The sequence below is a fragment of the Haloechinothrix halophila YIM 93223 genome (assembly GCF_000504245.1).
GTDB lineage: Bacteria > Actinomycetota > Actinomycetes > Mycobacteriales > Pseudonocardiaceae > Haloechinothrix_A > Haloechinothrix_A halophila.
In genome coordinates, this window is record NZ_KI632509.1 from 1021118 (window position 1) to 1034924 (window position 13807).

At 67.8% G+C, this 13807-nt stretch carries 11 protein-coding genes; 4 read left to right on the forward strand and 7 right to left on the reverse strand.

Annotated features, from left to right (window positions below; all coding sequences use genetic code 11):
* Positions 1-26: 26 nt before the first annotated feature.
* Positions 27-1565 carry a class I adenylate-forming enzyme family protein gene (locus tag AMYHA_RS04770; RefSeq protein ID WP_034268342.1) on the reverse strand — a complete coding sequence of 513 codons (1539 nt, stop codon included), beginning with the start codon at positions 1563-1565 and terminating at the stop codon, positions 27-29.
* Positions 1566-1756: 191 nt separating this feature from the next.
* Between AMYHA_RS04770 and AMYHA_RS04775 the strand changes: the two genes are divergently transcribed.
* Together AMYHA_RS04775 and AMYHA_RS04780 are read left to right on the forward strand one after the other, a co-directional pair.
* Positions 1757-1945: a hypothetical protein gene (locus AMYHA_RS04775; RefSeq protein ID WP_034268344.1), complete on the forward strand. Its 189-nt coding sequence runs from the start codon at positions 1757-1759 to the stop codon at positions 1943-1945.
* Between the two features lie 23 nt (positions 1946-1968).
* Positions 1969-2670, forward strand: a complete 702-nt coding sequence (locus AMYHA_RS04780) for a TetR/AcrR family transcriptional regulator (protein ID WP_034268346.1) — start codon at positions 1969-1971, stop codon at positions 2668-2670.
* Positions 2671-2681: 11 nt separating this feature from the next.
* Here AMYHA_RS04780 and AMYHA_RS04785 read toward each other — a convergent pair whose 3' ends face one another.
* Together AMYHA_RS04785 and AMYHA_RS04790 are read right to left on the reverse strand one after the other, a co-directional pair.
* A complete protein-coding gene (locus AMYHA_RS04785) occupies positions 2682-3686 on the reverse strand; it encodes a PHP domain-containing protein (protein ID WP_034268348.1) in 1005 nt (334 codons plus the stop codon).
* Entirely contained in the window at positions 3686-4471 is a 786-nt protein-coding gene (locus tag AMYHA_RS04790; protein WP_231104630.1) for a type II CAAX endopeptidase family protein, read from the reverse strand. The genes AMYHA_RS04785 and AMYHA_RS04790 overlap by 1 nt, the downstream gene beginning before the upstream one ends.
* Before the next feature lie 169 nt (positions 4472-4640).
* Between AMYHA_RS04790 and cysD the strand changes: the two genes are divergently transcribed.
* On the forward strand, positions 4641-5540 hold the full coding sequence (gene cysD, locus AMYHA_RS04795) for a sulfate adenylyltransferase subunit CysD (RefSeq protein ID WP_034268351.1): 900 nt from the start codon (positions 4641-4643) through the stop codon (positions 5538-5540).
* Positions 5540-7438: a sulfate adenylyltransferase subunit CysN gene (gene cysN, locus AMYHA_RS04800; RefSeq protein WP_034268354.1), complete on the forward strand. Its 1899-nt coding sequence runs from the start codon at positions 5540-5542 to the stop codon at positions 7436-7438. The genes cysD and cysN overlap by 1 nt, the downstream gene beginning before the upstream one ends.
* A gap of 75 nt (positions 7439-7513) precedes the next feature.
* Here the strand turns inward: cysN and nrfD are convergent, their stop codons facing one another.
* The 4 genes from nrfD to selA form a co-directional block, all read right to left on the reverse strand.
* Complete coding sequence (gene nrfD, locus AMYHA_RS04805; protein WP_157361815.1) at positions 7514-8455, reverse strand: NrfD/PsrC family molybdoenzyme membrane anchor subunit; 942 nt, start codon at positions 8453-8455, stop codon at positions 7514-7516.
* Positions 8452-9288, reverse strand: coding sequence for a 4Fe-4S dicluster domain-containing protein (locus AMYHA_RS04810; protein WP_051400327.1), 837 nt, complete (start codon positions 9286-9288; stop codon positions 8452-8454). Before AMYHA_RS04810 ends, nrfD begins: the two co-directional genes overlap by 4 nt.
* Positions 9289-9320: 32 nt before the next feature.
* The gene (gene fdnG / locus AMYHA_RS04815; protein ID WP_169732899.1) at positions 9321-12422 is read right to left on the reverse strand and encodes a formate dehydrogenase-N subunit alpha; all 3102 of its coding nucleotides are present in this window, start codon (positions 12420-12422) and stop codon (positions 9321-9323) included.
* An 86-nt stretch (positions 12423-12508) separates the two neighbouring features.
* On the reverse strand, positions 12509-13807 hold the full coding sequence (gene selA / locus AMYHA_RS04825) for an L-seryl-tRNA(Sec) selenium transferase (protein WP_034268369.1): 1299 nt from the start codon (positions 13805-13807) through the stop codon (positions 12509-12511).

Sequence of the window (13807 nt, forward strand, 5' to 3'; positions counted from 1 at the left end):
GCGCCCCGCGCTCTCGACTCCTCCGCTCACACGTGGCCGCGCAGCGCCTTCCGGTCGAGCTTGCCGACACTGGTCAGCGGAAGCTGGTCCTGGATGTGGATGATCCGCGGGTACTTGCTGCCAGCCAGCTTGGTCTTGGCGAACGCGATCAGCTCCTCCTCGGTCGCCTCCGCACCCGGCGCGAGGGACACGAACGCTACGACCTCCTCGCCGACGGCGTCGTTCCGCTGCCCGACGACACCAGCCATCGCCACCGCGGGGTGCTCCACAAGGACGTCCTCGACGTCGCGAGGATAGACGTTGAAGCCATTGCGGATGATGAGGTCCTTCTTGCGGTCCACAATGGTCAGGAAGCCGTCGTCGTCCAGCCGTCCGATGTCACCGGTGAACAGCCAGCCGTCGCGCAGCGCGGCCTCGGTGGCGTCCGGCGCGTTGCGGTAGCCGCGCATGATGCCTTCCGCGCGCACCGTCACTTCGCCGTCGCTCCCGGTCGGCACCTGCTGGCCGTCCTCATCGACGATGCGGACCTCGTAGCCGGGAATCGGCGGGCCAACGCTGCCGATCTTGCGCCGCCCCGGTGGGTTGGCCGACACGACGCCACCGCTCTCGGTGCAACCGTAGCCCTCAAGCACCTGCACACTAGGTATCCGCTGTTCCAGCGTGTCAATGGTCTCGCGAGCGAGCGGGGCGGCACCGATGTTGAGGTAGCGCAGGCTGGACAGATCGGCGTTCTCGAGTTGCTGGGTGAGCAAGAGCTGTGCCATTGCGGGCACTAGCGTGCCGCGCTCAATGCGGTTTTGCTCGGCGAGGCTGACCCACTGGCCGGGATCGAACCAGCGCATCAGCACTGCGATGCCCGGCTCGGGCGCGTGCATTCCGCTGACGGTGACGATCATGCCGAACGCGTGCGAGATCGGCAGCGGGTTGAGCACCCGGGTGAGGCCAGGCACGTACGACGCGTCGTGTGCGCTTCGGCCGCAGTGCCAGAGGTTGCGGTGGCTCAACTCGACACCCTTGGACCTGCCGGTAGTGCCACCGGTGTACATCAGGGCGGCGAGGTCGTCCTCGTCCCGATCCACGACGGCGATCGCCTCGGCGGACTCCAACGCATCGAACGTGGTGACGTCGAAACCATCCTGCTGCTCCGCGCCGTTCGCTTCCGCGACGACGATGTGCGGCTTCGTGCCAAGCTCGCTGGCGGCCTCGACCACCTTCGGCACGAAATCTCCTGTCGTGACAACGGCTTTCGCGCCGGAGTCGATGAGCACGTGCCGTAGCTCGGGCGCGGTCAGCAGAAAGACGACCGGCGTCACCACCGCGCCCATGCGCCAGATCGCGTTGTAGACGACCGGAACTTCAGGGCAGTTCGCCATCATGACGACGACTCGGTCGCCAGGCTCGACGCCGATCTCGCGCAGTCCGCCAGCGACGCTCCGAGCACGGTCGAGGAGCTCGGCCGAGTGCCAGCTGCGGCCTTCGAAGATGAGCGACTCGTGGTCGCCGTTGCGATCCAGCGACTCTTCGGAGAGAGCGCCGAGGTGTACCGAGGTCGCGGCCGTGCTCATGGAAATCCTCCGTCACCGGTATTTTTCTTACCGGTTGGTAGAAATACCGGAGGTCGAGTGATCGGTCAAGAGTTTGACGTGGACCGTACTTATTGCTATTTCTACTTGCGGGTAAAATTTAGGTGTGACGATGTCCAGCTACGATCCGGCGAGATCAGCGGGCGGGTACCGTGGCCGGAAGGCGACAGCAGATGCTTGCCCTGACCAGATCGATGGTTCTTGGACCGACACTGCTGATCGACGGCCTAGAGCCGAAGATCGCTGAGCGTGCTTACATCATGGAACGTGGCAGCATTCGGTTCGACGGGCCGCCGGCTGAGCCGCACGGACGCGACGACCTGCTGCGCACCGTGTTTCTGTCGTCGACGGGTGGACCCTAGCGCCGGAAGGTCGAAAGCACGGTATGAGCACCGACACCGAGGGGACGCAGCCGGCGAAGCGGCGTCGGGGCAGGCCGCCCCGATACCCGTTGCCGGACCCGGAGGATCGTGCCGCGAGCATCCTCGATGCGGCGCTTGTCGAGTTCGCCCAGCGCGGCTACGCGGCCACCGGCATGAACGACATCGCGCGCGCCTGCCGGATGACCAAGCCGACCATCTACGAGTGCTTTTCTTCGAAAATCGAGCTGTTCGGCGCACTGATCGAGCGGGAGCGCAGCGCGCTCATCTCGCTGCTACGGCAGACCTACCAGGACACCACCGACCTGGGATTATGGGAGAAGGTGCGTGTCGACACCGCCGCGTTCGTGCACTGGGTGTGCGAGAACCCGGACGCCTTCGCGCTGCTGTACCTGATGCCGTCGCCGAAGACCGGGCTCACTCAGCGCGCGGAATTGCAGGCCGAGGTGGCCGCCGCGCTGGTGGAAAGCATGGAGAAGTTGCTGGCCAAGCATGGCCGGAGTGGTGGGCAGTCGTTGATGACGCTGGCGTACATGGCGACCAGCAGCGCGCTCGGGGCGGTGCTCGCCAGCAAGCACCTGCTGCCAGAGCACGCCGAGACGGTCACTGACTTGGCGGCGGGCTTCATCGCCGCCGCCTTCCGCGACGTCCCCACCGACGCCATCGCTGCTTTCGACCAGGTCAGCGAGGCCGCGCGGGAACGCTGACGCCGGGCGCGCTACCCCCGCGCCCAGGCGACCACGTCATCCGCCGACCAGGTGTTCACTACCCGCTCCGGCGGGACGCCGCATTCTTCCGCGCGGGCGCAGCCGTAGCGTTGCCAGGCGAGCTGGCCCGGCGCGTGCGCGTCGCTGTCGATGGCGAAGCGGCACCTGGCCTCCAGCGCACGGCGGAGCAGTCGCCGGGGTGGGTCGAGCCGGTCCGGCCGCGAGTTGATCTCCACGGCGACGTCGTGCTCGTGGCAGGAGTCGAACACCGCGTCGGCGTCGAATTCCGACTCCGGCCTGCCCTTGCCGACGACGAGCCGTCCGGTGCAGTGCCCGAGTACGTTCACCCTGGGATTCGATACCGCCGTCAGCAGGCGCCTTGTCATCGCCCGTTCCGACATCCGCAGCTTGGAATGCACCGAAGCCACCACGATGTCCAACTCGGCAAGCAGCTCGGGCTCCTGGTCGAGCGCGCCATCGTCGAGGATGTCGACCTCGATGCCGGTCAGGATGCGAAACGGTGCCAGCTCGGCGTTCAGCTCAGCGACGACGTCCAACTGCTCGGCCAGTCGGTCCGCCGACAGGCCGCGCGCCACGGTCAGCCGGGGCGAGTGGTCGGTGAGTGCCAGCCACTCGTGGCCCAGCTCGCGTGCGGCCTCCGCCATCTCGCGAATCGGACTGCCACCGTCTGACCAGTCCGAATGGCTGTGGCAGTCGCCCGTGAGCGCGGCAAGCAGCTCGGAACCACCGGACACATCTGGCTCCGCGCGCGCGAGCAGTTTCGTCAGGTACTCCGGCTCGCGGCCCGCGACGGCGTCGGCGATGACCTCGGCGGTGCGCTTACCGATGCCCTTCAGCTCGGTCAGCGTGCCCCGCCGCACCCGTGCGCCCAGCTCGTCCTCGGACAACCCGCCCACGACCTCTGCGGCGCGCCGGAACGCCGCGACCCGGTACGTGGGCTCCCCCGCGCGTTCCAGGTGGAACGCGACCGTGCGCAGCGCCCGTTCCGCGTCCATCAGCTCGCGAGAATGCCGGTCGTGGAGAACAACAGCGCGAGCGCGGGCAGGAAGTTGTTCACTTGGTGGGCGACGACGCTCGCCGTCAGGTTTCGGGTGAATAGCCGAGCCAGCCCGATCGGGATCGACAGCACCAGCAGTAACGGTGTGCGCAGCAGCTCCATGTGCGCGACGGAGAACACAACCGTCGTGACCGCGAAGATCACCCAGCCATGCCAGCGCCAATGTTCGAACGTGCGCCACAGCACACCCCGGAACATCACCTCCTCGCACAGCGGTGCGATCAGCCAGACGCCGAGGAACGCGATCAGCCCGGCGACGATGCCGAGCTGCTCGCCCTTGAACACCTCGCCGACGGCGGATTCCGCCTTGTCAGCGCCTACCCAGGACGCCCAGACCGCCGCGGCGGGGATGGTGATCACTAGGCCGGCGACACCGAAGCTGAGGCCGCGGAAGGTGTCCCGCCAGTTCCAGTTCCACGCCAGTTCCCTGCGCACCCTGCCCTGACGTGGGCCCGCGCCGAACAACGCCGTGCCCGCGACCGCGACCAGCGCGGCGAACACCGGTGGTATCACCAATATCGCGACCAGTGGCGCGGGCGACAGTGGCGCACCCTCGGTCAGCGACGGGTCGGCCACCGCGAACGGCACCAGCACGATGAGCGGGGACAGCACGAGCGTCAGCTCGGCGGCGATGAACACGAGAAACAGCGCGCCTCCCGTGCGCGCAGCGCGCCCCCGCGCGCGGGTGTCGTCTGTTCCGTGCTGTGATGTGCTCACGTCCATGCCGGATGTATACCCCTCGGCTGTGGTGTTCACCCCCGGTCAAAGACGACAGTACGCCGCAAACGAGGTCGTTTCACCGTCTGCCAGCGCGGTGAAGGTAACCCGCCTGCTGGCCGGAACCGGCGGAACGCATAATGACCATCACCGCCGACCAGTAGAGGTGCACTCCATGAAACTAAATCACCTTGACCGGCTGGAGGCCGAGAGCATCGACATCTTCCGAGAGGCCGTTGCCGAGAGTGAGCGCCCAGCGCTGCTGTACTCCATCGGTAAGGACAGCTCGGTGTTGGTGCACCTCGCCCGGAAGGCCTTTTACCCGAGCACACCGCCGTTCCCGCTGGTGCACGTCGACACCACGTGGAAGTTCCGCGAGATGATCGAGTTTCGCGACAGAACCGCGGCCGAGCTCGGCATGGAACTGATCGTCCACAAGAACCCGGACTGCATCGCCCAGGGGATCAACCCGTTTGACCATGGCTCGGCGGTGCACACCGACATGTGGAAGACGCAGGGGCTGCGGCAGATCCTCGACAAGCAGAAGTTCGACGCCGTGTTCGGAGGTGCTCGCCGCGACGAGGAGGCCTCGCGCGCGAAGGAGCGGGTGTTCTCGTTCCGGTCCGCCCAGCACCGGTGGGATCCGAAGAACCAGCGGCCCGAGCTGTGGCGCCTCTACAACACCCGTACCGCGCCAGGCGAGAGCGTCCGCGTGTTCCCGCTGTCGAACTGGACAGAGCTGGACATCTGGCACTACATCCACCGGGAGAACATTCCGATCGTCCCGCTGTACTTCGCCAAGGAGCGCCCGGTTGTCGACCGTGACGGCACGCTGATCATGGTTGACGACGACCGGATGCCGCTCGCGGAAGGCGAGAAGCCGGAGATGAAGATGGTGCGGTTCCGTACGCTGGGGTGTTATCCGCTTACCGGTGCCGTCGAGAGCTCGGCGGCGACGCTGCCCGAGATCGTCTCCGAGATGCGTGCCGCGACCACGTCCGAGCGGCAGGGCAGGGTTATCGACCGCGACCAGTCCGGGTCGATGGAGCGCAAGAAGCAGGAGGGGTACTTCTGATGGGTCAGCCCCAAGTACAGGTCGATCTGGAAGCCGAGCTCGCCGAGCAGGAGCGCGTCGGCCTGCTGCGCTTCATCACCTGCGGCAGCGTTGACGACGGCAAGTCCAGCCTGATCGGTCGCCTGCTGTACGAGTCCAAGCTGCTCTACACCGACCAGCTCGAGGTCCTCGAGGCCGACTCGAAGAAGGTCGGTACGCGTGGCGGTGAGCTCGACTTCGCGCTGCTTGTCGACGGCCTCGCCGCCGAGCGCGAGCAGGGCATCACCATCGACGTCGCGTACCGGTTCTTCGCGACCGACCGGCGCCGGTTCATCGTCGCCGACACCCCTGGTCACGAGCAGTACACGCGGAACATGGTCACCGGCGCGTCGATGTCGGAGGCCGCGGTGATCCTGTGCGACGCCCGCAAAGGTGTGCTGACGCAGACCCGCAGGCACGCGCACCTGGTATCGCTGCTCGGCATCAAGCACGTCGCGCTCGCGATCAACAAGCTCGACCTCGTCGACTATTCGCAGGATGTCTTCGACAAGATCAGTGAGGACTTCAAGGCGTTCGCGCACGACATCGGCATCCACGACGTCGCGTGCGTTCCGATGTCGGCTGTGTTCGGCGACAACGTCGTCACCAGCAGCGACCGGACCCCGTGGTACCAGGGGCCGACGTTGCTCGGCTGGCTGGAGAACGTCGAGCTGACCAGGGACGAGGAGGACCTCTCCGGCCCGGCCCGGCTGCTGGTGCAGTGGGTCAACCGGCCCAACTCCGAGTTCCGTGGTTTCTCCGGCAGGGTCCTCGCAGGCGTGCTGCGCAAGGGCGACCGGGTGCGTGCCCTGCCTGGCGAGGCGGAGTCGACCATCGAACGCATCGTCACCATGGATGGTGACCTGGACGAGGCGGTCGTCGGCGCATCGGTCACCGTTGTCCTTTCCGATGAGATCGACGTCAGCCGTGGCAGCGTGATCGCGGTCGCTGACGAGCCTGCCGACGTCGCCAACGCCTTCCAGGCGCATATCGTCGGCATGGACGCCCACGACCTGGTGCCCGGCAGGCACTACCTCGCCAAGATCGGTGCACGGACCGTCGGCTTCACCGCCGACCACCCGAAGTACCGCATCGACGTCGACACGGGTGCGCACTTGCCCGCGAAGACGATCGGGCTGAACGAGATCGCGGTCGCCAACGTCCACTTCGACGTGCCGGTGGCCTACGAGGAGTTCAAGCGCAGCCGCGACCTCGGGTCGTTCATCGTGCTTGACCGGCTGTCCAACGCGACATTGGGCGCGGGCATGATCGACTTCGCGCTGCGCCGCTCGGCCAACGTGACCTGGCAGGCGCTGACCGTCGACAAGCAGGCCCGCGCGGCGCAGAAGGGCCACCAGCCTGCCGTCGTCTGGTTCACCGGGCTGTCCGGCGCTGGTAAGTCCACCGTCGCCGACCTGGTCGAGAAGCAGCTGCACGCCCAGGGCAAGCACACCTTCGTGCTCGACGGCGACAACGTGCGGCATGGGCTGAGCAAGGACCTCGGCTTCACCGACGCGGACCGGGTGGAGAACATCCGCCGGATCGCCGAGGTGGCCTCGCTGATGGTCGACGCTGGCCTGATCGTGCTGGTCTCGTTCATCTCGCCGTTCCAAGCCGAGCGTGACCAGGCACGTGAGCTGGTCGCGGAGGGCGAGTTCTGCGAGGTGTTCATCGACACGCCGCTCGACGTCGCTGAGCGGCGTGACCCGAAGGGCCTCTATGCCAAGGCCCGTCGGGGTGACCTCACGAACTTCACCGGTGTCGACTCCGAGTACGAGCGCCCGGAGACCCCTGAGGTGCACGTCGACACCACGCAGCTCGACCCGGAGCAGGCCGCATCCGCTGTGGTGGCCAAGCTGCGCGACATGGGCGTGATCTGAGCTAGCTGATTTGTCGCGAAGGGCGCCTCGTACCGGCTGGTGCGGGGCGCCCTTCGTCGTGTCGGCTTCCGGTGGCTACTGCCCGGGCGAGCCGGTTCGCGCCATGCGTTCCCGCTGCGGGACGACGGTGTACTTCGGGTCGCGGGCGGAGGCCACACCAGCGGCGTAGACGCCGAAGCGGGTGCATACGCCCGCCGCGAGGTAGGCCGCGCCCGCGGCGGCGGCGGCGACTCTGCTGCGCTTGCTCAGCAACGACAGCCCCGCACCGAGGGCTGTCAGCGCCTTGCCAGCCTTGAGTAGCGTGCCAGCGCGCCCGCCGCGGTAGGTCTCCGAGACGACGCCGAGGTTGTGCTCCAGCCGGTGTCCCGCCGCCAGCTCGGCGGCGGCGCCCGCGAGACCGAGACGCCGCGCTGGCGCGGTCTCCGTTGCCGGAACCAGCAGCAGAGCGGCCCCCGCGCCACTGGTGGCCGCGCTGCCAGCGAACAGCACGGGCAGGTCACCACGTCCCTCATGCCAGGCGGGCGTCGCGGTGTCCGCGAGCAGCACCGCCGTGTAGGTGCACATCGCTGGCCCGAGCAGCCCGGCCGCGCCACCGGCGAGCGTGCCGATCGGTCGCAGCCGGCCGGTCAGCATCGAGGCAGCCGACGCCGTCGCGAGCCCGGAGAACGGTGCCAGGATCCACGAGCCGACCGACAGCGGCGACGTCGGCTTGAACACCCGCAGCATGTACAGGAACCGCTCCGGCCTGCCGAGGTCGTGGATCAGCGCCGCCACACTCGCCAGTGACCCACCTGCCGCGACCAGCGTGCCCACGCGCGCCAGCTTCGGCAGGCCGGACACTCGCGCCATCGTGGCCATCGACGCCGACGCGCCCGCCGTGCCGCCGAGGAACAGGTATAGCGGCACGTCTGGTTGCTCCCACGCCGGTTCCTTGACGATCGGCCTGCCGTAGTAGGAGCGGAACTCCGCGGGCTCCACCATGGCCCGCTCACGCCGGGACGGCTGCGCGCGGCTCATCGCCGTGCCCCAGCGAACGACGCGACCACAGCCGCCGCGACACCCAGCGCCGCAGCGCCTGCCCGCCGCCACATCGCGGGCAGGTCCCGCGTGGTGACCACCGGGTCGGGCGGCAGGCCATACACCTCGGGCTCGTCCAGCAGCAGGAAGAACGCGCCGGTGCCGCCGACGCCGTCGTCCGGGTCGTCGCCGTACAGCCGCGCCTCGGTGACGCCGTCGGCGTGCAGCGCCTGCTTACGCTCCACCGCGCGCTGCCGCAGCTCGGACACCTCGCCGTACTGGATGGAGTCCGTCGGGCACGCCTTCGCGCACGCGGGTTCGAGCCCGTCACCGATGCGGTCGTAGCACAGCGTGCACTTGAACGCCCTGCCGTCGTCCTCCCGCTTCTCGATCACGCCGTACGGGCAGGCTGGCACGCAGTAGCCACAGCCGTTGCAGATGTCGGGCTGCACCACGACGGTGTCGAACTCGGTGCGGAACAGCGCGCCGGTCGGGCAGACGTCGAGGCAGGCGGCGTGGGTGCAGTGCTTGCAGACGTCCGATGACATCAGCCACCGAACCCCGGTGTCGTCTTCCTGCTCCGGCGCACCGATCGTCGGCATCCCCAGGTTATCCACATCCGACTTGTTCACACGCGATGCGGGAACCTGCTGCTCGATGAACGCGACGTGCCGCCAGTTGTTCGCGCCGAGATCGCCGGTGTTGTCATAGGACAGTCCGAGTAAGTCCATTCCGGACGGATCATCTGGCGCGGGGACGGCGTTCCACTCCTTGCAGGCGACCTCGCACGCCTTGCAGCCGATACACACCGATGTGTCGGTGAAGAACCCCATGCGGGGCTGTGCGTCGGCGTACCCGGACTCGCTCACGCCTCACTCCCTTCGACTCCCGCACGTCGCTGGTACTCCCGCACCAGCTCCGGCAATGCCGCGCCGCGTGGCCGCCTGCCTGGCCGGATGTCGCACGTCGCGGCCTTGGCCTCCTGGATGTGCACGTTCGGGTCGAGCACGACGGAAAGCAGGTCGTTCGCCGAGTCGCCGGTGGACAGTCCATTGGATCCCCAGTGATACGGCAGACCGACCTGGTGGATCGTTCTTCCCCGCACCCGCAGCGGCTTGATTCGCTCGGTGACGAGCACTCTCGCCTCGATCGCGGTGCGCGCGGAGATGATCGTCGCCCAGCCGCCGTGCTCAAGACCGGTTTCCTCGGCGAGCTGCGGGGAGACCTCGCAGAAGAACTCCGGTTGCAGCTCGGAGAGATACGGCAGGCCCCGGCTCATGCCGCCCGCTGTGTGGTGCTCGGTGAGCCGGTAGGTGGTGAACACGTACGGATAGATCTCGTTCGCCACCGGGTTGTACCGGTTGTGCTCGCCGCCGAACGTCTGTCGTGCCGGGTTCGCCTGCTGGGTATAGAGCGGATTGTCTACTGGGGATTCGTGCGGCTCATAGTGTGTCGGGAGTGGACCGTCAGTCAGCCCCGCTGGTGCGAACAGCCATGCCTTGCCGTCGGCCTGCATGATGAATGGGTCCGAACCGGACAGTGCATCCTGTGCCCGCGCGCCCGCTGGCGGGGTGTAGTCCGGTGGCTTGGTTGCCTCGAAGTCCGGCACGTCGGGGCTGATCCACGTGCCCTTCTCGGCGTCCCACCAGACGTAGCGTTTGCGCTCGCTCCACGGGTTGCCGTCCGGATCGGCCGAGGCCCGGTTGTAGAGGATCCGCCGGTTGGACGGCCATGCCCACGCCCAGCGCGACGCTACCCAGTCCTGTTTGGCGCCGGGAACGCGGTCGGCCGCGTGGTTGTGGCCGTCGGCGTAGACGCCGCAGTAGATCCAGCAGCCACACGACGTCGAGCCGTCATCGGCCAGCGCGGTGAAGGTGGCCAACGGGCCGTCAGGGCCGGACCCGTTGATCTCGGCGAGCACCGATTCCGCGTCCGGCTCATCGGTCGGCCCATGCGTGGGGTACGACCAGGTCAGCTCCCGCAGCGGCACGTCGCGCGGGTCGGTGGAGTCGCGCAGCTTGTCCCGGATGAGACGGCCGAGGTGGTAGTAGAACCACAGCTCGCTGCGGGCGTCCCCGGGTGGCTCTACGGCCTTGTGGTGCCACTGCAACAGCCGCTGCGTGTTGGTGAAGCTGCCGTCCTTCTCCACGTGCGACGCCGCTGGCAGGAAGAAGACCTCGGTGCCGATCTCCTCGCTCGCCAGCTCCCCGGTGGCGATCTCGGGCCCGTCCTGCCAGAACGTCGCGCTCTCGATCAGCTGCATGTCGCGGACGACGAGCCAGTCCAGATTGGCCATGCCGAGACGCTGCAGCTTGCCATTGGCCGAGCCGACCGCGGGATTCTCCCCGGCGAGAAAGTAGCCCTTACACTTTCCTGACAGTTGGTTGTAGACGGTCTGATATGTACCGTGATCGCCGGTCAGCCGGGGCAGGTGATCGAACCGGAAGTCATTCTCGGCGGTGGCGTGCTCGCCCCACCACGCCTTGAGCAAACTGACCACATAAGACCGCATATTGCCCCAGAACCCGGTCTTGCCCGCATCGAGCCCGACGAACATGTCAAGGTCGAGGTGCTGGTGGGCGTGCGGCATCGGGATGTAGCCCGGCAGGATGTTGAATAGCGTCGGGATGTCGGTGGAGCCTTGAATGCTGGCGTGCCCGCGCAGTGCGAGGATGCCGCCGCCCGGCCTGCCGATGTTGCCGAGCAGCAGCTGCAGGATTGACGCCGCCCTGATGTACTGCACGCCGACCGTGTGGTGCGTCCAGCCGACCGAGTACACCCACGCCGTCGTTCTGCGCCGCCCGGAGTTCGCCGTGATGGCCTCGGCGACGTCGAGGAACTGCTCTGGCGACACCCCGCAGATGTCGGCGACGACCTCGGGCGTGTAGCGCGCGTAGTGCCGCTTGAGCACCTGGAACACGCAGCGGGGATGTTCCAGCGTCTCGTCGGAACCGCCCTCGTACGCCCAGCTCTCGACGTCGTACTCGCCTGTCTCCGGGTTGAAGCCGGAGAAGAGTCCGTCCAGGTCTTCTGTGTCGGCGAAGTCCTCCCGCAGAATCGCACCCGCGTTGGTGTAGGCGACGACGTAGTCGCGGAACTCCTTGCCGTTGCTCAGCACGTAATTGATCAACCCGCCGAGGAACGCGATGTCACTTCCGGCTCGCAGCCCGACGTGCTCATGTGCCAGCGCGCTCGTTCTGGTGAAGCGAGGATCGACGTGGATGATCTTCGCGCCCCGGTTCTTCGCCTCCATCACCCATTGGAAACCGACCGGATGGCACTCGGCCATGTTCGACCCCTGGATGACGATGCAGTCCGCGTTGGCGAGGTCTTGCTGGAACGTCGTAGCGCCGCCACGACCGAAGGAGGTCCCCAGACCGGGAACCGTGGCGGAGTGTCAAATGCGGGCCTGATTCTCGATCTGTACCGCGCCGAGCGACGTGTACAGCTTCTTCATCAGGTAGTTCTCTTCGTTGTCCAGCGTCGCGCCGCCGAGGCTGGCGATGCCCTCGGTGCGATTGAGCCGGACGCCGTTCTCGTCGGTGTCCTCCCAGGTCTCCCGCCGGGTCTTGATCACACGATCAGCGATCATGTCCATCGCCGTATCGAGTGGCAACGACTCCCACTCGGTCCCGTATGGCCGCCGATACAGTACGCGGTCGACGCGGTTCGGGCTGGTGACGAGTTGCTTGCTCGCGGAGCCCTTCGGGCACAGCCTGCCGCGCGAGATCGGCGAATCCGGGTCACCCTCGATCTGGCTGACCGCGCCGTCTTTGACGTATACCCGCTGGCCACAGCCGACCGCGCAGTACGGGCAGACCGACTGGACGACACTGTCGGCGTCTTCGGTGCGAGCGCGCAGTCGCTTGGAGCGATCAGACTGGGCCGCAGCGCCGAGACCGAGGCGATCAGCCCCGGTCAGCTGCCGGTAGACCGGCCAGCCTTCGACCCACTGCCGAATACCCACGCCGCCCTCCCGGACTTGGCTGCGGTTTCCCTTCTACCGTAAGGGGATCGGGAGCGACACGCACACTGTTCACACCGCGGTGGCGATCACTCGCATCGGCGCACAGCCTCCAGCAGCCTGTCGTCGGCCTCGACGTCGATGGTGCGCAGGTCGAGCAGGCACCGTCCGCGCTCCACCCTGCCCACCACCGGCGGCTCGCCCGCCCGCAACGCCGCCGCGTAGGACTCCGGGAGGCTCACCGCGGCGCTGGGCAGTGTCACGCCGGGCGCACCCCCACCGCCGACCATCGCCTCGGACTCAACCGCCTGCGCGTCGACGTCGTACTCGCGCAGCCGCGCGGCCAACTCTTCGGCGCGCGCGGTGAGCGCGGTGGGGTCGGCGTTCAGGGCCCTGGTGACCGGCGGCTCCGGTCCGCGCAGCGTGGCCTCCAGCGCGGCGAGGGTGAGCTTGTCCACGCGCAGCGCACGGGCGGACGGGTGTCTGCGTAGTCGCGTAACCAGCGCGTCGTCGCCGAGGAGCAGTCCGGCCTGCGGGCCGCCGAGCAACTTGTCGCCGCTCGCGGTGACTAGGTTCGCGCCGTCGCGCAGCGCGCTCGTGGCATCCGGTTCGTCCGGCAGCGTGGGGTGCGGCGTGAGCAGTCCTGAGCCGATGTCGACGACCAGCGGCACGCCGAGCCCGGTCAATTCGCGCACCGACGGCGTCTCGGTGAACCCGGCGACCAGGTAGTTCGACGGGTGCACCTTGAGCACGAACCCGGTGTCGGCGTTGATGGCGTCGGCGTAGTCGCGCGCCGTGGTGCGGTTGGTGGTGCCGACCTCGCGCAGCCGCGCGCCGGTCGATGCGAGCAGGTCGGGGATACGGAAGCCGTCGCCGATCTCGATCAGCTCGCCCCTGCTGATGACGATCTCGTTGCCTTGCGCGAGCGCCAGCGCGCAGAGCAGCAGTGCGGCGGCGTTGTTATTGACGACGTGCACCGCCGTGGCGTCCGGCACCGCGTTGCCGAGTGCGGCCAGCGCACCGCGTCCCCTGCGCGCGCGGCTGCCGGTGGCCAGGTCGAACTCGACGTCCGTTGTGCCGCTGGCGGCGTGGATGGCGTCCAGTGCGGCGGCCGACAGCGGTGCCCGGCCGAGGTTGGTGTGGACGAGCACGCCGGTCGCGTTGAGCACCGGATGGCACTGGCTCGCGGTGGGTGGCAGTGCGTCGAACGCCGCGTCCGCGACGTTATCCGGGCTGATTTCACCCGCGCGGGCACGTTGCTGCGCCGTGGTGATCGCGGCCTTGACGACGTCACGACCGAGCGAGTCCTGTGCCTTCGCGAGGCGCGGCATGGCCAGCAGCGTGTCGGTCCCTGGAATGTGGCGGCGTGGGTCGGCGTGCTCGGTCAT

Bases quoted from the DNA above. Each gene is read 5' to 3' on its own strand.
- AMYHA_RS04770 (WP_034268342.1), bottom strand. From the start codon at position 1,565: ATGAGCACGGCCGCGACCTCGGTACACCTCGGCGCTCTCTCCGAAGAG.
- AMYHA_RS04775 (WP_034268344.1), top strand. From the start codon at position 1,757: ATGCTTGCCCTGACCAGATCGATGGTTCTTGGACCGACACTGCTGATC.
- AMYHA_RS04780 (WP_034268346.1), top strand. From the start codon at position 1,969: ATGAGCACCGACACCGAGGGGACGCAGCCGGCGAAGCGGCGTCGGGGC.
- AMYHA_RS04785 (WP_034268348.1), bottom strand. From the start codon at position 3,686: ATGGACGCGGAACGGGCGCTGCGCACGGTCGCGTTCCACCTGGAACGC.
- AMYHA_RS04790 (WP_231104630.1), bottom strand. From the start codon at position 4,471: ATGGACGTGAGCACATCACAGCACGGAACAGACGACACCCGCGCGCGG.
- cysD (WP_034268351.1), top strand. From the start codon at position 4,641: ATGAAACTAAATCACCTTGACCGGCTGGAGGCCGAGAGCATCGACATC.
- cysN (WP_034268354.1), top strand. From the start codon at position 5,540: ATGGGTCAGCCCCAAGTACAGGTCGATCTGGAAGCCGAGCTCGCCGAG.
- nrfD (WP_157361815.1), bottom strand. From the start codon at position 8,455: ATGAGCCGCGCGCAGCCGTCCCGGCGTGAGCGGGCCATGGTGGAGCCC.
- AMYHA_RS04810 (WP_051400327.1), bottom strand. From the start codon at position 9,288: ATGGGGTTCTTCACCGACACATCGGTGTGTATCGGCTGCAAGGCGTGC.
- selA (WP_034268369.1), bottom strand. From the start codon at position 13,807: ATGACCGAGCACGCCGACCCACGCCGCCACATTCCAGGGACCGACACG.